This window comes from Endobacterium panacihumi, from assembly GCF_050847465.1.
Classification (GTDB): domain Bacteria; phylum Pseudomonadota; class Alphaproteobacteria; order Rhizobiales; family Rhizobiaceae; genus Neorhizobium; species Neorhizobium panacihumi.
Window position 1 is genome coordinate 183,767 of the sequence record NZ_JBOZRA010000008.1, and the last position, 17,807, is coordinate 201,573.

The 17,807-nt window shown below is 59.7% G+C and carries 14 protein-coding genes; 8 read left to right on the forward strand and 6 right to left on the reverse strand.

The genetic code is table 11. The features are described from left to right. The first annotated feature begins 141 nt into the window (after positions 1-141). The 4 genes from ACRQ1B_RS25810 to ACRQ1B_RS25825 all read left to right on the forward strand — a co-directional run bounded on the left by ACRQ1B_RS25810 (position 142) and on the right by ACRQ1B_RS25825 (position 5,043). Entirely contained in the window at positions 142-1,665 is a 1,524-nt protein-coding gene (locus tag ACRQ1B_RS25810; RefSeq protein ID WP_432296980.1) for an ABC transporter substrate-binding protein, read from the forward strand. A gap of 103 nt (positions 1,666-1,768) precedes the next feature. Next, positions 1,769-3,097, forward strand: coding sequence for a GH1 family beta-glucosidase (locus ACRQ1B_RS25815; RefSeq protein WP_432296981.1), 1,329 nt, complete (start codon positions 1,769-1,771; stop codon positions 3,095-3,097). A 261-nt stretch (positions 3,098-3,358) separates the two neighbouring features. Next, positions 3,359-4,618, forward strand: a complete 1,260-nt coding sequence (locus tag ACRQ1B_RS25820; protein ID WP_432296982.1) for a hypothetical protein — start codon at positions 3,359-3,361, stop codon at positions 4,616-4,618. After that, positions 4,615-5,043: a hypothetical protein gene (locus ACRQ1B_RS25825; RefSeq protein WP_432296983.1), complete on the forward strand. Its 429-nt coding sequence runs from the start codon at positions 4,615-4,617 to the stop codon at positions 5,041-5,043. The genes ACRQ1B_RS25820 and ACRQ1B_RS25825 overlap by 4 nt, the downstream gene beginning before the upstream one ends. 1 nt (position 5,044) lies before the next feature. Here the strand turns inward: ACRQ1B_RS25825 and ACRQ1B_RS25830 are convergent, their stop codons facing one another. From ACRQ1B_RS25830 to ACRQ1B_RS25840, 3 genes are all read right to left on the reverse strand, one after another. Beyond that, positions 5,045-5,611, reverse strand: a complete 567-nt coding sequence (locus ACRQ1B_RS25830; protein WP_432296984.1) for a manganese efflux pump MntP — start codon at positions 5,609-5,611, stop codon at positions 5,045-5,047. Positions 5,612-5,963: 352 nt separating this feature from the next. Next, positions 5,964-6,308, reverse strand: a complete 345-nt coding sequence (locus tag ACRQ1B_RS25835) for a hypothetical protein (RefSeq protein ID WP_432296985.1) — start codon at positions 6,306-6,308, stop codon at positions 5,964-5,966. A 27-nt stretch (positions 6,309-6,335) separates the two neighbouring features. Further along, a complete protein-coding gene (locus tag ACRQ1B_RS25840) occupies positions 6,336-6,800 on the reverse strand; it encodes a PAS domain-containing protein (protein ID WP_432296986.1) in 465 nt (154 codons plus the stop codon). 390 nt (positions 6,801-7,190) lie between these two features. On the opposite strand from ACRQ1B_RS25840, the gene ACRQ1B_RS25845 reads away from it, so the two are divergent. Next, positions 7,191-8,426 carry a hypothetical protein gene (locus ACRQ1B_RS25845; protein WP_432296987.1) on the forward strand — a complete coding sequence of 412 codons (1,236 nt, stop codon included), beginning with the start codon at positions 7,191-7,193 and terminating at the stop codon, positions 8,424-8,426. Positions 8,427-8,524: 98 nt separating this feature from the next. On the opposite strand, the gene ACRQ1B_RS25850 is transcribed toward ACRQ1B_RS25845, so the two are convergent. Continuing rightward, on the reverse strand, positions 8,525-8,953 hold the full coding sequence (locus tag ACRQ1B_RS25850; protein ID WP_432296988.1) for a hypothetical protein: 429 nt from the start codon (positions 8,951-8,953) through the stop codon (positions 8,525-8,527). 118 nt (positions 8,954-9,071) lie between these two features. Between ACRQ1B_RS25850 and ACRQ1B_RS25855 the strand changes: the two genes are divergently transcribed. Continuing rightward, the gene (locus ACRQ1B_RS25855; RefSeq protein ID WP_432296989.1) at positions 9,072-10,187 is read left to right on the forward strand and encodes a metallophosphoesterase; all 1,116 of its coding nucleotides are present in this window, start codon (positions 9,072-9,074) and stop codon (positions 10,185-10,187) included. Positions 10,188-10,202: 15 nt separating this feature from the next. On the opposite strand, the gene ACRQ1B_RS25860 is transcribed toward ACRQ1B_RS25855, so the two are convergent. Beyond that, positions 10,203-10,973, reverse strand: coding sequence for a phosphodiester glycosidase family protein (locus tag ACRQ1B_RS25860; protein WP_432296990.1), 771 nt, complete (start codon positions 10,971-10,973; stop codon positions 10,203-10,205). A gap of 1,327 nt (positions 10,974-12,300) precedes the next feature. On the opposite strand from ACRQ1B_RS25860, the gene dnaE reads away from it, so the two are divergent. Together dnaE and ACRQ1B_RS25870 are read left to right on the forward strand one after the other, a co-directional pair. Next, a complete protein-coding gene (dnaE, locus tag ACRQ1B_RS25865) occupies positions 12,301-15,816 on the forward strand; it encodes a DNA polymerase III subunit alpha (protein ID WP_432296991.1) in 3,516 nt (1,171 codons plus the stop codon). Positions 15,817-15,912: 96 nt separating this feature from the next. Further along, on the forward strand, positions 15,913-16,419 hold the full coding sequence (locus tag ACRQ1B_RS25870; RefSeq protein ID WP_432296992.1) for a hypothetical protein: 507 nt from the start codon (positions 15,913-15,915) through the stop codon (positions 16,417-16,419). Positions 16,420-16,428: 9 nt separating this feature from the next. Here ACRQ1B_RS25870 and ACRQ1B_RS25875 read toward each other — a convergent pair whose 3' ends face one another. Further along, a complete protein-coding gene (locus tag ACRQ1B_RS25875) occupies positions 16,429-17,775 on the reverse strand; it encodes a L,D-transpeptidase family protein (protein WP_432296993.1) in 1,347 nt (448 codons plus the stop codon). Between the last annotated feature and the right edge of the window lie 32 nt (positions 17,776-17,807).

Here is a 17,807-nt window from a genome sequence, read left to right on the forward strand (position 1 = left end):
CCGGCGTTATCGGCATCGCCGCCGGTCTCACCCCATCGCGATGACCGCAATTCGGGTTTGACAAACAAAATCATGCCCGACACTATATCCATAATAAGAATGCATATTCCATAATTGTGGTTTATCGAAAAAGGGAACTTCATGCTCAGACACGCTTTGCTCGCTGCCCCCTTCCTGTTCTTGTCCGCCATCCCCAACCCGAGTTTCGCTGCCGGCGTCATCAATGTCGCCACGATCGGCGAGCCGCCGACGCTCGATCCGATGGCCTCTACCGCCGATGTCGTCGGCATGACCACGCAGCACATCTTTGAAACGCTGTTCACCTTCGATGCCGAATGGAATGTCGTGCCGCTTCTCGCCGAGGCGATGCCGACCGTCTCGGCCGACGGCAAAACCTATGACATCACCCTGCGCAAGGGCATAAAATTCCACGACGGCTCGACCATGACATCCGCCGATGTCGTCGCCTCGGTTGAGCGCTGGGTAAAGATCGCCTCGCGCGGAAAACAGATCGCACCCTATTTCACCTCGATCACCGCCAAGGGCGACGATGCCGTGCAGATCGTGCTGAACAAGCCTTATGCGCCGCTTCTGTCGCTGCTGGCCTTCAACAATTCGGCCGCCGTCATCATGCCGAAGGCGAACCTCGCCGAAGACCCGCTGACAAAGTTCATCGGCACCGGCCCCTATCTGCTGAAGGAGCGCAAGGCCGACCAGTATCTGCAGCTGACGCGTTTCGACGGCTACCAGCCGCGTTCTGAAGCGGCCAACGGTTTTGGTGGCGCCCGCAAGGCGATCCTCGATGAAATCCGCTTCGTGCCGGTGCCGGATGCGAATACGCGCCTCGAAGGCGCGATCTCCGGCCAGTTCGATTATGCCGACTCGCTGGCGCCCGAAACTTTTGACCGCCTGAAAGGCTCGGATGCTTCCGAACCGGTGGTGCTGAAGCCTTACGGCGCCCCGGTTTTCGTCATGAACACCAAGGAAGGTGTGCTGGCGAAAAAGGAAATGCGCCATGCCATCCAGGCAGCGCTCAACCCGGAAGACATGCTGCTCGCCGCCTTCGGCAATCCGGAATTTTTCGCGGTCAACGGCGCGCTTTATCCGGAAGGCTATGTCTGGCACACGGAAGAGGGCATCGAGCGTTACGGCAATGGCGATCCGGAAACCGCAGCCTCCATGGCCAAGGAAGCCGGGTATGACGGCGAAAAGCCGATCCGTATCCTCACCAGCCGCCAGTATGAATTCCATTACAAGATGGCGCAGGTCGCCGCCGAATATCTGAAGGCCGCCGGCTTCAAGGTGGAACTCGGCGTGTTCGACTGGGCGACACTCACCACCCGCCGCGCCGATCCAAAACTGTGGGATATCTTCATCACCCACGGCCCGTTCCCGCCGGAGCCGATCCTCAACGGCTGGATGTCCGACAGCTATCCCGGCTGGTGGGCAACACCTGCCAAAACGGCAGCCGTCGAACCCTTCATCGCCGAGCCGGATCAGGAAAAGCGTAAAGCCCTCTTCGCTGAAATCCAGAAGACCTTTTACGAGGAAGCCCCGGTCTACAAGGTCGGTGATTTCAACGCGCTCGGCTCGAAAAAGAAGACGCTGAAGGACTTTCAGCCGTCGCCCTGGCCTTACTTCTGGAATGTCAGCACGGCCAACTGATCCCGTTGCCGTCTCCTGACAAAAGGCATGTCCCGCGCTCCCCGCGGGGCATGCCCAAAACCATCATTCCCAAAACATCATTGATCGATAACGAGCATCAGACATGACGCGTTCTTTTCCCAAGGACTTTCTCTGGGGCGTCGCCGCCTCCGCCTTCCAGACCGAAGGCGCCGTCAACAAGGATGGCCGCGGCAAAAGCGTCTGGGACGTTTACGCCCACACGCCCGGCCGCACCACCAATGGCGAAACCGCCGACATCGCCTGTGACCATTACCACCGTTACCCGGAGGATATCGGCCTGATGAGTGGGCTCGGCGTCGGCGCTTATCGCCTGTCGACTGCATGGCCGCGCATTTTTCCGGAAGGGTCCGGTCAGGTGAACCAGCGCGGGCTGGATTTTTACGACCGCGTCATCGACCTTCTCCTGCATGAAGGCATCGAGCCGTGGATCTGCCTGCATCACTGGGACATGCCCGTCGCAGTGGAGGAAAAGGGCGGCTGGCGCTCCCGCGAGACACCGAAGATTTTTGCCGATTACGCCGCCACCATCGCCCGCCATTTTGGCGATCGCGTCAAGCGGTTTGCGCCGATCAACGAACCCAATGTCATTCCGTGGGTGGCTTACAATGTCGGCCGCCACGCGCCCGGAAAACAGTCCTACGAGGACAGTTTGAAGGCCATCCACACGCTGAACCTCGCCCATGGTTATTCGGTCAAGGCCGTGCGCGCCGAAGCGTCGGATGCCCAAGTCGGCAATATCGTCTCGCTCGGCCCCGTGCGCCCGCATTATGACGATGCCGCCCATGAGGAAGCTCGTATTCTCGGTGATTGCCTGTGGCGCCGCGTCACCGTCGATCCGCTCTGGCTCGGCACCTATCCCGAGCCGATCGCCAGGGAAATGGAGCCGCTGATTCTCGGCGACGACATGGCCGATATCAGCCAGAAGATGGATTTTTTTGGCCTCAACCACTACAATCCGGTCTTTGTCGGCCCCAACAAGAACACCACGTTCGGCATCGCCGAAACCGCCCCGCCAACCGGCATGGGCCCGCTCACCGACGTCAACTGGGTGGTCGATCCGCAGGCGTTTCTCGAACAGATTCGCGACACCAGCGAACGTTACAACAAGCCGACGATCTACATCACCGAAAACGGCGCCTCTTACCCGGATGCCCTCGGCCCCGACCGCAAGGTCATCGACAAGGACCGCATCGCCTATTTCGAAGGCTATCTGAACGTCCTGCTCGACGCACTTGAGGAAGGCCACGATATCCGGGGTTATTTCGCCTGGTCGCTGATGGACAATTTCGAATGGGGCAGGGGTTTTTCCAAACGCTTTGGCCTGGTTTACGTCGATTACCCGACGCTGCAGCGCATTCCGAAAGCGTCGTATCACTGGCTGAGCGAGGTCATTCGCAGGAACACGCTGTAGCCGCGAAATGGAAATGAAAACGGCCCGGCATGACCGGGCCGTCTTGTATTGATCGCTGCACTCCTCCAGCGTCATCCCGGCCTTGAGCCGGGATCCAGCCAGCCCAAGTCCTTGGGCTGAAGAGTGTCTGCTATAACGATACAGTCTAAGACGGAATCTCGCATCAGTGGGGTATAATCCCCCAATCGACCTCTTCCACACTTCCAAACCGAGCTTCACGGCCTATTTTCCCGGCGACAACAATGACTTGCGGCGGGATCCATGACCGAATTCTCCAAAAAACTGATGATGCCGACGGATGTCGCGCATATCGTCATCTTCCACCCGGACGACTTCACGCATGTCGCCGAATGGCCGATCGCCTGGTATTCCGAGCCTTTCATCTATCCTTCAGAAAGCGCCGCCGGTCGCCTGATCGCCTGGTGCACCGGCAGCGATGGCGGTTTTGCCGTGCGGCTGACCAATGGCGCCATCACCGAACGCGAACAGAAATATGCCGGCCCAAGCTGGATCTTTCCCTATACGGTGCGCCATAGCCGCGTTTTTCTCGATAATTCCGATGCGCTGCCCGGCCTTGAGCAGATGGCGCAGACATCGGACAACGAGGATTACTGGGTCGAGGTCGAAAACGGTGATTACGCCGTCACCGTGACGGCGGTCGAATGGGACAAGGAGCCGGGCGCCCATGGCGAGGATTTCGACAAGCTGCCGAACTATGTCGTGCAGTTCGAGCCGCGCGATGGCCGCATCATCGAGCCTGCCCGTCGTCCGCCGGATCTTGAATGCCTGACCGATTTCGTCGCGACCGACAGGCTCTCTTCGAGCGCCGTGCGCGCACCCGGTCCCGTTGATTATCAGCAGCTTTATCCCGCTTTCGTGTCGCAAAATGTTGCCTGGACCGGCCGGACTTTCGAAACAAAGGGCGAGGCGCCGATCGGCACGGCGGTTGTTGCCGATGAGGATGGCGATCGCGACGTCTTCGACCAGCCCTATGTTGCCGCTGCCGAGCTCTCACCCGGCGCTCCGGCCGTGATCGTCGATTGCCGCAGTTACGGTGGCGCGCCGGATGAGCCGCAGGAATACGGTTTTCGCGTAGGCCAGGCGGTGCAGATTGTCGCCATCGAAGGGCAGGTGAGAAACGGCAAACGCGGAGCACTCGGCACGACCGGCTTTTTCCGTCGACGCCCGAAACCGGTGCCGGCGGATGCGTTGCCGCTCGTCCGCATCGCGCCCTTGGCGCAGGTTACCGATACGCCCGTCACCATCGAGCCGGCAGCCTTGCGAGAAAAGATCGTCAGCGATCTGGAGGAGGGTGGTCCGCTGGCAAAACGCCTTGGCGGCATCGCATCCTATGAAGCGCTGAAGCTGCGCGCCTGCGATGCCGACGCGCTTCTGGCGCGCTGGTTGCTCGAACATCTGCCGCTTTCGGCGGCGCAACGCCTCGATATCGGGGTGCTGCCGGCAAATGCACGGCGGGCGGCACTGGATTCGGCTTATGAGGCAGGGCGTCCGGCCGGATGACATGGACGATCCGGCTGCTGGTCTTTTACCTCACGGTCATCGGGCTCTATCAGGGGCAGCTGGTCACGATCCGCCTCAATGCGCTTGAACTCGTTTCACGCGGGGGCGATAGCGTCGTCCATTATGTCGGGCTGTTGTTGGTATCGAGCATCATCCTGACATTGCTGGCGTGCGCTGGCCTTGCCCTGATCCTCCTGCGCCACCGGTTTGCGGCGCTGGCCGTCAGTGTTTTGCTGGGCAGCATGACCGTTCTCTATCTGGCGGCCGCGCTTTATATGCTGCTGATCTGGCAGCGTTTTGGATTTTCGATGGTCGAAGACGGCGCCACCGTCCTCCTGTGCCTGTCGCAATGGACATTTTGGGAATTGTGGGGGCGCCGCTATTTTCTGTCGCCGCCAGGCACAAAGCCCGACAGGCAAGGATAAATCACGCCGTCAGGTGGTCGAACAGGATGGACGCCCCCAGCGCCACCAGCCCGATACCGCCGATGACTTCCGCCCATTTGCCGAAACGCACGCCGATCAGACGCGACAGCAGCATGCCGCCTGTGGACATGGCGAAGGTGGCGAAACCGATGGCAATCGCCACGATGACGATATTGACCTCGAGAAAGGCGAGCGACACACCGACGGCCATGGCATCGATACTGGTGCCGATCGCGGTCGCCATCAGAATCAGGATCGAACGATTGTCCGAACCTGCCTGCTCCGCTTCCTCTTTTCGCGAAAAACCCTCCATCACCATGCGGCCGCCAACGATGGCGAGCAGGGTGAAGGCGATCCAGTGGTCGACGGCCTGCACATACTGGCTGGCGACGATACCGGCCAACCAGCCGATCAGCGGCGTGATGGTTTCGACGACACCGAAGACGAGGCCGGTGCGCAACGCTTCCTTGAGTGGCGGGCGTTTCAGTCCGGCGCCACGGCTGACGGATGCGACAAAGGCGTCGATGGACATGCCGACGGCGAGCGCGGCGATCGTGAAGGGAGACATGTTTGGTCTTTCGTCGGGACGTGCGGTTGGACGGCAAACCCACGCATCTGCCCCAGATGCGCCGCCGCCAACGGTCTCGCAGGGCCTTTACAAAAAGGCTGGCGGCGCCACGCGGGGCAATGCCCGCGATCATGTTGACGTCGCCCCGTCAGAATTGACGGTTGCTACTCCCCGAATGCGGTCCGGATATCGACTCGTTCAAAATAAGTCAACAAAAACAGTTTGTTATGGTATTGAGAAGCATTTGCATCTGGGCCGCGCGGGGGGGGGGGGCGTTTTCCGGAGATGCCGCGCAGTCCATTCATCAGTCTGCGCATGCCAATCGCCAGAACGCATGCACCGACGGCAGCTCTTACGGCAAAAAGTCCCGCAAAAATTCGCCGCCGGTCAGAGCGGTCATCACCAGACCGATCACGATCAGCAGACCGATGGCACCGAAAAAGCCGTTGCGCTGGCCATAGGTGCGCGCCACCAGCATGTCGGCGCCGCCATGCAACAGTGCCCACCCAGCGATAAGGCCGAAGAGGATGGCGATGCCGCGCAGAAGCGGCATGAAGATGGGAAAGGCAAGGCCGAACGCCACCAATCCGATCGGAATGCAGATCAGGACACCGCCTGTTTTCAACATGACGCGCGCCATGTCGATTTCGCGCTGTTTCTGCTCCGCCGTCCTGTGGCGGAAAAACCTGAATGCCATGCGTGCAGTTCGTCCTGCGCTTGAAAATCAGTCTTGTGGCTCGAACAATGTGCGCCGCTGCCTGTGTGCAGGATTGGCCGATGCCCGACGGGTATTTGCTGACGGCTGCTCGTTGGCTGCCGGCGGGCGAAGTTTTTCCACAGACAGCACTTCGAGCATCCCGGTCGCCATGCTCGGCAGGCCGTCACGGTAACGAAAGCATGTGCCACGGTTGCGGATGGTGACGATATCGTCGCCACGGCAGACCCGGTTGATGACCATGTAGGGATTACCCGTCAGCACCGCGGTTCGCGTCGCCGTCGCCACTTTCTCGCGGTCGTCCGGGTGGACCAGTTCCATATAATGCAGAACCGAAAAGCCGGTATTCGCCGTCTCCGCATCGAGGCCGAGATTGTCTGCAAAAGTGGCATCGCCCCAGATTTCATCCCTGGCAATATCCCAGGTGAAATAACCATAATGCGGTTTGTTGTTGAACGAATAGGTGTCTCCCATCCACCTTTTCCCCTCTCATATGCCCCGTTTAAATTGTCCTTTTTCAAATCAGTCTGCGCATGATCTTTCGCAAAATCGCCTTCCGGCAAGGGCGGTTTTGTCGTTTTTCGGACAATCCCGCCGATTTTTATGGGTTTGCATATCTGGATACCGTGTCAGATATGCAGAATGGGTAGTTTTACCCCGCTTTATCAAGCGATTTAAGGCATAGGCCACCCTCCGTAAGGTTGGTTTCGGATGCCCTTGCGGCTCGATTGCGTCCTCAAGGATCACTGTTTTCCACAGCGGCAGGATGCACTGTCTCACCTGCGACAGCACTCGGCAGTGGACAAGCCATCTGTAACTTTATAACGATACGTATGTTATAAAGTTACATTTACAGGAGACCCCATGTCCCGCACCGGTTACGGCCTGGCACTCGCCGCCTCCGCGCTCGCCTCCACTGTCTTCATGCCGCAGATTTCGTTGGCGCAAGAAGAGCATGCGGAAAGCTGGCGGCTGTTTATTGCCGATCACACTTTGCCCGTCGTACGCGCCATCGATCTTGCCTCGGGCAAGGAGATCGGCCGTTTCGACACCAAGGGTTTTAATGCCCTGTCGCTGTCGGAAAGCGGCCGCACCCTGTTCGCTATCCAGGGCGATCAAAACCTCGTCCAGGCGATCGATACCGGCGTGGCGCTGTCCGACCATGGTGATCACCGCGATATCGAGCTTTCCGATCCAAAGCCGCTGCCGACAACGATCACCGGCAAGAAGCCGGGTCACGTCGTGACGCATGGTGATGACATCGCTGTCTTCTACGATCGCGACAACCGTTTCGACCTTCTCTCCGAAGAAGCACTGATCGAAGGCAAACCGGCCATCCGCGGTTTCGAAACCACGCTCGCCCATCATGGTGTTGCCGTGCCCATGGGCAATTACCTGCTCACCTCGGTGCCGAAGACGGATGTGACGGTGAAGGAAGGCGAATTGCCGCCACGCCGTGGCCTGCGCGTGCTCGATCGTGAAGGCAAGCAGCTCGGCGATATCGCCACCTGCTCGGATCTGCACGGCGAAGCCACCTCCGCCCGCCTCGTCGCCTTCGGCTGCACGGAAGGCGTGCTCGTCGTGCGCCCGAACGGTTCGGAAGCCCCGAAGCTGGATCTGATCGCCTATGGCGACACGCTGCCCAAGGGCAAGGTCTCGACGCTGCTCGGCGGCACATCCATGCAGTTTTTCCTCGGCAATTATGGGGAAGACAAGGTCGCGCTGATCGATCCCGATGACAAGGATCAGCCTTACCGCCTCGTCGACCTGCCCACCCGCCGCGTCGATTTCGCGCTCGATCCGGCCGAACCGCGCAATGCCTATGTACTGACCGAGGACGGAAAACTGCACCTGATCGACACGATCGATGCCAGGATCACGCTGTCGCAAACCGTCACCGAGCCCTACAGCAAGGATGGCCACTGGCGCGATCCGCGCCCGCGTCTGGCCGTTGCAGGTGATCACATCGTCATCACCGATCCGCGCCACAGCCTGGTGCGCGTCATCGATCCGAAGACGCTGAAGGAAGAGCGCACCATCGCCGTCGAAGGCCAGCCCTTTGTCGTGGTCGCCGCCGGCGGTTCCGGCGCCACGCATTGATCGTTTCGAGGGGCGGGGAGGTGCGTGCACCCCTGGCGGCTGATCCGCCCCTCAGCGATCCCATCATCGGAGAGGGCGTGTGTGCGCCCTCTTTGGCCCTAAGGCGTCACGCCGAACGTGTTGCAATGAAAGGCGAGATCGCCTTCCGGGGTAAAGTCGTCGAAATCGCCGGCCCTTTCGCATTCCTCGATATAGGCAAGCGCTTCGGCCGCGTCCGGCTCTGTCGATTGCCGCAGATAGGCCTTGGTCTCTTCCAGTCCGGGCCCGCACAAAAGCTGTACGTCGATCGAACAATGCATGTCGAAGCCGGAGGTTTTGGCCCGCCAGATCCGCATGATATCCTCGTCCAGCGCCCTTGAGAAAAGCTGCACGCAGCAGAGCAGCGCAAGGTCCGGCGTACGTTCCTCGCCGCGTTCCGTTTTTTCCAGTTCCGCTTCGCCCTGCAAAAGCTGGCGAATGGCGGGCAGGGCATCGTCCGAAGGTGGCAGGCCGTAAAGGCTGAGGCTTTCATCAATGTTCATCGGCATCGCTTAATCTTCCCTCTCAGGCCTGGCAAGCCCGATCAAAATCCCGTCAGCACCTTGATATGACAGGAGAACGCGACGATCTAAGGCGTCCGATCCCGCCCTTCGAGTGCCGCTCCCCGTGTTTCATCTCTTCAAATTTCTTCTGAGCCTTTACGTCGTCGCCCGTTTCCTCTGGCCCATGCCCTGGCCGAAATGGATCAAGGCGCTGATCGCCATCACGCTGATCGTGGTGTTCCAGCACAGCTATCTCAGCCTCCTCGTCTTCGGCACGATGTTCTCGCCGGAAGTGCCGCGCGCCGTCATGATCGGCGTCAACTGGCTGGCGGGCTCCGTTCTTTTCCTCGCCATCCTGCAACTGGCCATCGACGTCATGTCGCTGATCACGGCCGCCATCCGCCGCCGCACGATCCGTGTGCCGGCCACCTTGCGTTATGCTGTCGGCGTGATCGCGCTATCCATCGCCGCCTTTGCCGTCTCCCAGGCCATCCGCGTGCCGCCGGTCAAGGAAATGGAAGTGCGGATCAAAAACCTGCCGGCGGAATTTGATGGTTATCGCATGATCCAGCTGACCGACCTGCATCTGAGCCGCCTGTTCGAAGCCCCATGGGCAGAACAGACCGTGGCGCTCGCCAACGCCCAGAATGCCGATCTCATCGTGCTCACCGGTGATCTCATCGACGGCACGCTGCAGGCGCGCGAAAAGGATATCGCGCCGCTTGCCAAGCTGCGGGCAAAAGACGGCGTCTTCACCATCCCCGGTAATCATGAATATTATTTTGGCCATGACGCGTGGATGCACAAATACCAGCAGCTTGGCCTCACCACCATTTCCAATGGCCATGTCGTGCTGCAACGCGGCGCGGGAAAACTCACGCTGGCCGGCGTCAACGATGTCAACGCCACCCGTTTCGAACGCGAAGGTCCTGATGTGACAAAGGCGCTGGCCGGCGCTCCTGAAGGCGCGCCCGTCATCCTGCTCGATCACCAGCCGCGCAATGCCCGCATCTCGGCCGCTGCCGGTGCCGATCTGCAGCTCTCCGGCCACACCCATGGCGGCATGATCCGCGGTTTTGACCAGCTCGTCGCCCGTTTCAACAACGGCTTTGTGTCCGGCCTATACGATGTCGATGGCATGCAGCTTTACGTCAACAACGGCACGGCCCTGTGGATCGGTTTTGCGCTGCGCCTCGGCGTGCCGTCGGAACTGACGGTGATCACACTGAAGCCTGCCTGAAAAAGGGGGGCCTGATCATTCGATAAAACCGATCATCGGCCCGTAACCGCCATGCCATGACCAGTCGGCACGTTTCAGGGAGGGGTTGAAAAATCCCGCCCCCTGTCCGCCATCGAGAAACAGCGCATCCGGGCAGGCGAGATGCGTTTTGAAGACGGCTGCGAAATCGAAAAAGTTGACATCGTCCTCGCTGATCACGAAGCGCATGTCGCCGCCCGCGCACACGCCCACACCACTGCGTCGCGTGCGGTCGCTCGATCCTTCGATGAAGATCGGGTTCACGGTGTTGTCCGTTACCAGCATCGGGCCGGATTGCGTGGCGAACTCCGCTTGCGGCCGTTCTTTCAGAAACCGGCCGGTCGCCAGAATGCCGGCGCCATCGGCGCCAAAATAGAAGATGCCGTTGGGCTGTTTGTAAAAATTCGGAATTTTCGATTGCGGCCCGTCCATCGTCTTCAGGTCCGCCGGCCGCAATTCCTTGGTCCCCTCGATATAAAGCCCCATCGGCGCATAATCGGTGCCATACATGCCGGCATTCATGGCAAAGACCAGCGCCTTGCCTTGCGCCTTCATCGCCTCCGAAAGCGTGCCGAACCAGCGATAGGGCGCGCCATCCGCCTTCTGCCAGAACAGTTTTAACCGCGCATCCTTCGCTTCCACCGAGCAGACGATATAACGCGCGCCGCCAAATTCCTGCCTGTCGCAGGGCTCTTCCGCTGCGACCGAGGGGGCGGCGGCAAACAGAAACGAGGCGGCGGCAAACAGCTCGTGGCGCAGGTCGATCATGATGTGGCTCGCGTTATTTGGCTGGCATTGGCAGATGGCGTGACTAAGCCGGTTTCGATGGCGGGTTCAAGGCGCAAGGCAGGTATTATGCTGCGCTCTGTCCGTAACTGTCCGATTTGCGATAAGCGAGGCAATCGCCGCCCCGACTTTCTCTCTTTCGCCATTCCGGCCGCCCACTCCATCGCTCCGGCCCTCTCTCCCGTCATTCCTGTGCTTGTCACAGGAATCCAGCAGCGCCGCGTCCGCGGCGCGATAGACTCAGATCCGGTCACCGTGAAGGAAGAGTTCTCTCACCGCGCGGACGCGCGGTGGCTAGATCCCGGCTCAAGGCCGGAATGACGTAGAGGAGAGAGGAGGCCACCTCCGCCAATACACAACAAAAACGGCACTCAATGTCGCAAAAAGAATATTTTCTCCTCGAGCCGACACCCTGCGGTCCAACAAAATCAAGATCTTGTATCTAATTTCATCCCCGCATTTCCAGAATGTGCGACACTCATCGCGTTCTGTTTCGGCTACACCGGTCCGCATTGCCGGCGAGATAGAGCCGGTGATCGCATGGGACGCCCTGATGCAGGTGATCCATGCGGGGCTGCGCAGAAAATGGTCTTCCTCTCGCCTGAAAGATGGCGGGGCGTGCGTGTGTCGCACACAAACCGGCTCGATCTAATAACCAATAACAGCGAGTCGCCGCAGAAGGACCGGAGTTGCGCGGAAATCCTCGGGTTTAACCCGAGGACCCGAACGGGGCACGTCGTGCGCCATTATAAAATTAAATTAGGAGGCACAGGGCGTGCCCCGGCCGCATAACCCGCAACGACAGCGGGCAAAAATTGAAAATACCGAGATCGCCAAGGCCCGACTCTGTCCGGGATTCCTCAGACGACTCAATGCCTTCCCGCCAGCACGAAAATCCCGCGAACCGTCAATCGAAAAGAATTTTCATTCACCGTTTGTTCTTGTATTGACTCTGAGTACGAAATGAGAACAAAATACAAACATAACGAACACGGGAGACTACGAATGACCGACCTTCTTCGTGATATTGCCGCATTCGCATCGATCGCGACCTTTCTGGCCAGCCTGTCACTTTTCATGATGGCCATGTGAAAAGACTTTTGGGACCGTCGGCGCGAGAGCGCGGCTGCCCCTCAGGAAAAGCCTCGGGATGTGCCCGGGGCCGTGCAAGGCCCGGCCGTTGAAAGTGACCGTGTGGGCCTGTGAATGCCAAGGCTGTGAATGACGTTGAGATCCGCATTCGAAACTGGACTCTCGGGCGTCCAGGCCGGACAATAGGCCGATTCATCGAAAAGGCATCGGCGACAGCATGGCAGACCATAAAGACGTGACCGCAGTAACGAACGGCCAGGGAGCCGGGCAGGGTGCAGCCACGCCGCAATTCGTGCATCTGCGTCTCCATTCGGCCTATTCGCTGCTGGAAGGCGCACTGCCGCTGAAAAAGGTCCTTGGCAAGGCCGTCGCAGATGGTCAGCCGGCGATCGCCATTACCGATACCAACAACCTCTTCGTTGCGTTGGAATTCGCCCAGAAGGCGTCGGGCGACGGCTTGCAGCCGATCATCGGCTGCCAGATGTCGATCGACATGGAGGATGCGACCGACGAAAAACGTGGCAATGGTCTGCAGAAACTGCCGGCCATCGTTCTGCTTGCCGCCACGCAGACCGGTTATGAAAACCTCGTCGATATCGTCAGCCGCGCTTATCTCGGCGGCGAGGGAGGGAGTAGCGGTATCCACATCCGACAGTCCTGGCTGGAGGAAATGGGGGCCGAAGGTCTGATCGCGCTCACCGGTGCCGGCACCGGGCCGGTCGATATGGCTTTGAACGACGGCCATCGTCCGCAGGCGGTTGCCCGGCTGTTGCGGCTGAAGGAGATTTTTGGCGACCGGCTTTATGTCGAGCTGCAGCGTCATGGCCGTTATGACCGTCGTCATGAAAAGTCGATGATCGCACTGGCCTATGATCACGAAATCCCGCTGGTCGCCACCAATGAGGCGTTTTTCCCGACCCGCGACGATTACGATGCCCATGATGCACTGATGGCCGTGGCTCACGGCGCCATCGTGTCGGACGATACCCGTTTTCGCCTGACGCCCGATCACTATCTCAAGAGCCGCGCGGAAATGGCAAAACTGTTTGCCGATATTCCCGAAGCGCTTGCCAACACGGTCGAGATCGCGCGGCGCTGTTCGTATATCCTGAACACCCGCAAGCCGATCCTGCCCCGCTTTACCGGCGTCAGCGATCACCCGGAGGAAGACGAGCGCAAGGAAGCGGCCGAGTTGCGCCGCCAGGCGGTCGAGGGGCTGGAAAGCCGTATCAGGCTGCTTGGCATAACCGCCGGTTATACCGAAAAGGATTATCACGACCGGCTAGATTTCGAGCTGAGCGTCATCGAGAAGATGAAGTTTCCGGGTTACTTCCTCATCGTTGCCGACTTCATCAAATGGGCCAAGGATCAGAACATTCCGGTCGGTCCCGGCCGTGGTTCGGGTGCAGGCTCGCTGGTCGCCTATGCGCTCACCATTACCGACGTCGATCCGCTGCGTTTCTCGCTCCTGTTCGAACGTTTCCTCAATCCCGACCGCGTATCGATGCCCGACTTCGATATCGACTTCTGCCAGGATCGCCGCGAAGAGGTGATCCGCTACGTGCAGCGCAAATATGGGCGCGAGCAGGTGGCCCAGATCATCACCTTCGGTTCGCTGCAGGCGCGCGCGGCCTTGCGCGACGTCGGTCGCGTGCTGGAAATGCCTTACGGTCAGGTCGACAAGATCTGCAAACTGGTGCCCAATAACCCGGCCAATCCGACGCCGCTGTCAAAGGCGATCGAGGAAGAGCCGAAACTGCGCGAAGAGGCGGAGGCCGAACCGGTCGTCGCGCGCCTGCTCGATATCGCCCAGAAGGTCGAGGGCCTTTACCGCCACGCTTCGACCCACGCCGCCGGTATCGTCATCGGCGACCGTCCGCTGTCGAAACTCGTGCCGATGTATCGCGATCCGCGATCCGACATGCCGGTCACCCAGTTCAACATGAAATGGGTGGAACAGGCCGGTCTCGTCAAATTCGACTTTCTCGGCCTGAAGACACTCACTGTGTTGAAGACGGCGGTGGATTTCTGCCGCAAGCGCGACATCCATGTCGATCTCGCCACCATCCCGCTTGATGACAAGCTGACCTACGAGATGTTGTCACGCGGTGAAACAGTCGGCGTGTTCCAGGTGGAAAGTGCAGGCATGCGCAAGGCGCTGCTCGGTATGAAACCCGACTGCATCGAGGACATTATCGCGCTCGTGGCGCTTTATCGTCCGGGTCCGATGGAAAACATCCCCACCTACAATGCCCGCAAGCATGGTGAGGAAGAGATCGAATCCGTCCATCCGTCGATCGATTATCTGCTCAAGGAAACGCAGGGCGTTATCGTCTATCAGGAACAGGTCATGCAGATCGCGCAGGTCCTGTCGGGATATTCGCTCGGCGAAGCCGACCTTCTGCGTCGCGCCATGGGTAAGAAGATCAAGGCGGAGATGGACCAGCAGAGCGAGCGCTTTGTTGATGGCGCCATCAAGAACGGCGTGTCGAAGCCGCAGGCCAAGAACATCTTTGAACTGCTGGCAAAGTTCGCGAACTACGGTTTCAACAAGTCGCACGCCGCGGCCTACGCCATCGTGTCCTACCAGACGGCCTATATGAAGGCGCATTACCCGGTCGAGTTCCTGGCCGCGTCGATGACCTACGATATGGCCAACACGGAAAAGCTCAACGATTTCAGGCAGGACGCCGGACGTCTTGGCATCAAGGTTCTGGCGCCATCGGTGCAGACCTCGTTCCGCAAGTTCGAAACCGGCGACATGCGCATCTATTATTCGCTCGCCGCCATCAAGGGGGTCGGCGAAGGCGCCGTCGATCACATCACTGAAGTGCGCGGCGACAAGCCCTTTGAAAGCCTTGAGGATTTCTGCCTGCGCATCGATCCGAAACAGGTCAACCGGCGCGTGCTGGAAAGCCTGATCTTTGCCGGTGCCTTCGATTGTTTCGGCATCGACCGTGCCGCTCTGGTGACGGGCATGGACCGCATTATCGGTTACGCCCAGCGCGCGGCCGAAAACAAGACCAGCGGCCAGTTCGATATTTTTGGCTCGGGTGGTGGCAGCTGCGGCGGGCCGGAAAAGATCGCCATGCCGAGTTTCGATCCGTGGACGCCATCCGACAAGCTGATGAAGGAATATCAGGTCCTCGGTTTCTATCTCTCGGCCCACCCGCTCGACAGCTACAAGGAAACGCTGGCCAAACTGCGCGTGCAGACCTTTGCCGATTTTTCGGTCGCCGTGAAAAAGGGCGCAAGTGCCGGTCGTCTCGCCGGCACCGTCACCGGCCGTCAGGAGCGCAAGACCCGAACCGGCAACAAGATGGGCATCGTCACCTTCTCCGATTCGTCCGGCGGTTACGAAGCCATCCTGTTTTCCGAAGCCTTGGCGCAATATCGCGACATGCTGGAGCCCGGCAAATCGCTGGTCATCATCGTGCAGGCCGACGAACGCCCGGAAGGCATAGGCCTGCGCATCCAGAACGTCCAGTCGCTGGAAGAACAATCGGTGCGCATGCAGAAGGCGCTGCGCATCTTTGTCCGCGATGCGAGCCCCATGAAGATCGTCGCCAAGCATCTGAACGGGCGCGGCGATGGCCAGGTCTCCTTCGTGGTCATCAAGGATGATGGCCGCCGCGAAATCGAGGTCTCGCTCAACGACCGTTACCGCCTGTCACCGGAAATCGCCGCGGCCTTGAGGGCCGCACCCGGTGTATTGGATGTGGAGCTGGTGTGATGGCGCTACTGGAAAAAGGCAGGACGGACGTTATGTGGCGGCAAGGTTCCGCCGCTCATGGCCGGCCGCATTCCATGTCTTGAACCGGGGAATATTTTGAAATTTAGAGCTTTTTCTTATCCGGTAGCGGCCACGCTTCTGTCCGGTATCGTCGCTGTGGCCTCCGCCGGTATTGTCTCGGCCGAAGAGGCGCCGACATCCGCCAACCTGATGCCGAATTTCAAGGCGAATGGCATGGAGATCCATTCCATCACGCTTTACAAGGAACTGGCGGACGGCACCCCAGTGATCGCAATGGCGTTTTGCGGTGTCGGATCGACGGAGGGCAGTTTCGCACTCAGCGTCGACTTCGGGCAGGGCATGATCTGGAAAGCGCCGGAAATGGTAAATGTCCGTTTCGACACCTACGAAAAAGCGCACATCATGCAGGTCATGCGCGAATATCTCGGTTTTGAGGGTCCAGCGGCCAAGGCGACCATTACACAGCTGGTTGCTTCAAAAGGCGAGTTGACCTTTTCCGGCCCGAGAGACCTTTCGGTTTCATTCAGTCTTGATGGCGCGGGCGAGGAACTGGCAGGGCTGAAAAAGCTCTGCAAGATTTGAGGGCAGGGCTCAGTACAGCCCCACGCCTAGCGGAATCGCCCGCACCTTTCGCGCCGGCTTTTCCGCCCGAGGCCTGGTCGAAACCGTCTGCGCCTCGGCGCGTTCCGGCGAGGAGCGGGTGATGGTGATGAAGTCGGTGCCGTCGCCGGTGTCCTGGCCGATGCCCTGATCGTTGATGGTGATCGAACTGCCGCTGGTCAGCAGGGTTTCGATCCGGTCGCGCAGTTCCGGTGAAATCTCGATGCGGTCAAACGCCTGCTGGGCCGCCGTTTCGGTCGTGGTGAAACCTGCGTCGCTGCTGGTGATGCCCAGACGTTTCATCATCGCTTCCGGCAGACGGTTCGGCAGCGTCAGCGCCTGCCAGCCGGCCGTGCCTGCGGCGCGATCAAAAGCGGTGGCGGTAAAAAGATGCGTTCCGAGCGCCGTTTCCGGGTTCTTGATGCCGACCGGAACCGACAGGATCGGCTTAAAGCCCTGACGGATCATCAACTGACCCATCGGCGCCTTCGGTTTGCCGCTCGTCTCGTAGAGTGCCGTCAGAAACTCTTCGGTCAGAAACCCTTTCGCCTCAAGGCCCTTCCAGCGCTTGAAGCCGTCCACGGCCGAACGTGTCATCGGCCCGACAAAACCGTCATGCGAACCGGCATCGAAACCCAGATCGTTCAACATGGCCTGCACATCCGCCACCTGCTCGCGTTCGCCGCGACGGGTGATGAGAATACGCAAGGGCGCCGCTTCCGGTGTCTCTGCCTCGGCTTTTTTCGGCGCCGTCAGCAGCGGAGAAGCAGGGGCCGTGTTCATGGCCACTTCGAGCTGCTTGGTCGTGCGGGCAAAATTGTCGGCGCGCAGCGGCACGTCGGACATTAGGTTGGCCGGCACCGGCTTTTTCGGCGCAAACAGTTTTGCGTCATGCAGCATGACCGGCGTTACCTGCGCATCGGTGATCACCACATGCACGCCGCGTTCGGTCTGGCCGTAAAGTGATTGTGCGAACTTGGCCGGCAGGCGCACGCAGCCATGCGAGGCGGGATAATTCGGCACGCTGCTCGATTCGTGCAGCGCGATGCCCGACCATGTCAGGCGCTGCATCCACGGCATCGGCGCGTTTGAGTAGATGTTGGACTCGTGATATTTTTTCTTGTCGAGGATCGAAAAGATACCGGTCGGCGTGTCGTGACCTTCCTTGCCGGTCGACACTTTCGACGTCGCCACAACCGTGTCTCCGTCATAGACGGAAAGCGACTGCTTGTCCTTGGAAACGATGATCTGCAGGGTCCGTGCGTTTTCCGCGACGGCCGTTCCGGCCAGCACGCAGGTGGACATCAATGCAAGGCCGAAGGCCGCAAGCCGGGACATGGAAACCTCATACGCAATACAGGCTCACAGTC